We start from the raw sequence: 759 nt of genomic DNA, 5'->3' as shown, positions 1-759 counted from the left end.
ATCCTGCCAAGGAACGGGGATGCGTCAAGGTTCGTGACGTGCGCCTGCAGGGGCGCGTCTTCGTCATAGGAGGGACCGGGAATACGGTGGAGCAGCGTTTCAAACAGTGGCTCCAGGCCCGACGTGGGAACCTCCCCAACAGCGGGCTGTTCAAGTGAGGACTTACCAAGCTTTGCCGACGCGTACAGGACGGGCACTTCAAGCAGGCCGTCCACGTCAACCTCGCGCCCCTCATTCTGCAGATCTTCCGCGATGGATAGGAGCAGGTCCATGGTCTCTTCCACGACCTCCTCAATACGCTGATCCGGGCGATCAACCTTGTTCACCACCACAACAACCGGTAGCTGCGACTCCAGCGCCTTGCGGAGCACAAAACGCGTTTGCGGTAGCGGGCCCTCAGCCGCATCCACCAGGAGGAGCACGCCATCAACCATGGAGAGAGCGCGCTCGACCTCGCCTCCAAAATCTGCGTGTCCAGGCGTATCAATCACGTTAATCGTGATGCCTTCAGGTAAGCCTAGCTTCTGTGCAGAAGGACCCCGATAGTGAACGGCCGTGTTCTTCGCGAGGATCGTAATGCCCTTTTCCCGCTCTAGATCACCAGAATCCATGACGCGCTCACCACGCGACTCCACGGTGTCGTGGTCAGAGAAGGCTCCGGACTGCCATAGCATTGCATCCACGAGAGTCGTCTTACCGTGATCCACGTGGGCAACGATCGCGACGTTACGAATATCTTCGCGAATAGTCATTTTGCCT

The 759-nt window shown here is 58.4% G+C and carries 1 protein-coding gene; it reads right to left on the bottom strand.

Features of this window, described 5'->3' with window-relative positions:
- Positions 1-752: GTP-binding protein (locus tag HMPREF1627_RS00670; protein WP_034500267.1), on the bottom strand; the 752-nt coding region annotated here is incomplete at its 3' end.
- Between the last annotated feature and the right edge of the window lie 7 nt (positions 753-759).

The sequence above is a fragment of the Actinomyces sp. S6-Spd3 genome, assembly GCF_000758755.1.
GTDB lineage: Bacteria > Actinomycetota > Actinomycetes > Actinomycetales > Actinomycetaceae > Pauljensenia.
This window is presented reverse-complemented; position numbering and strand designations above follow the sequence as displayed.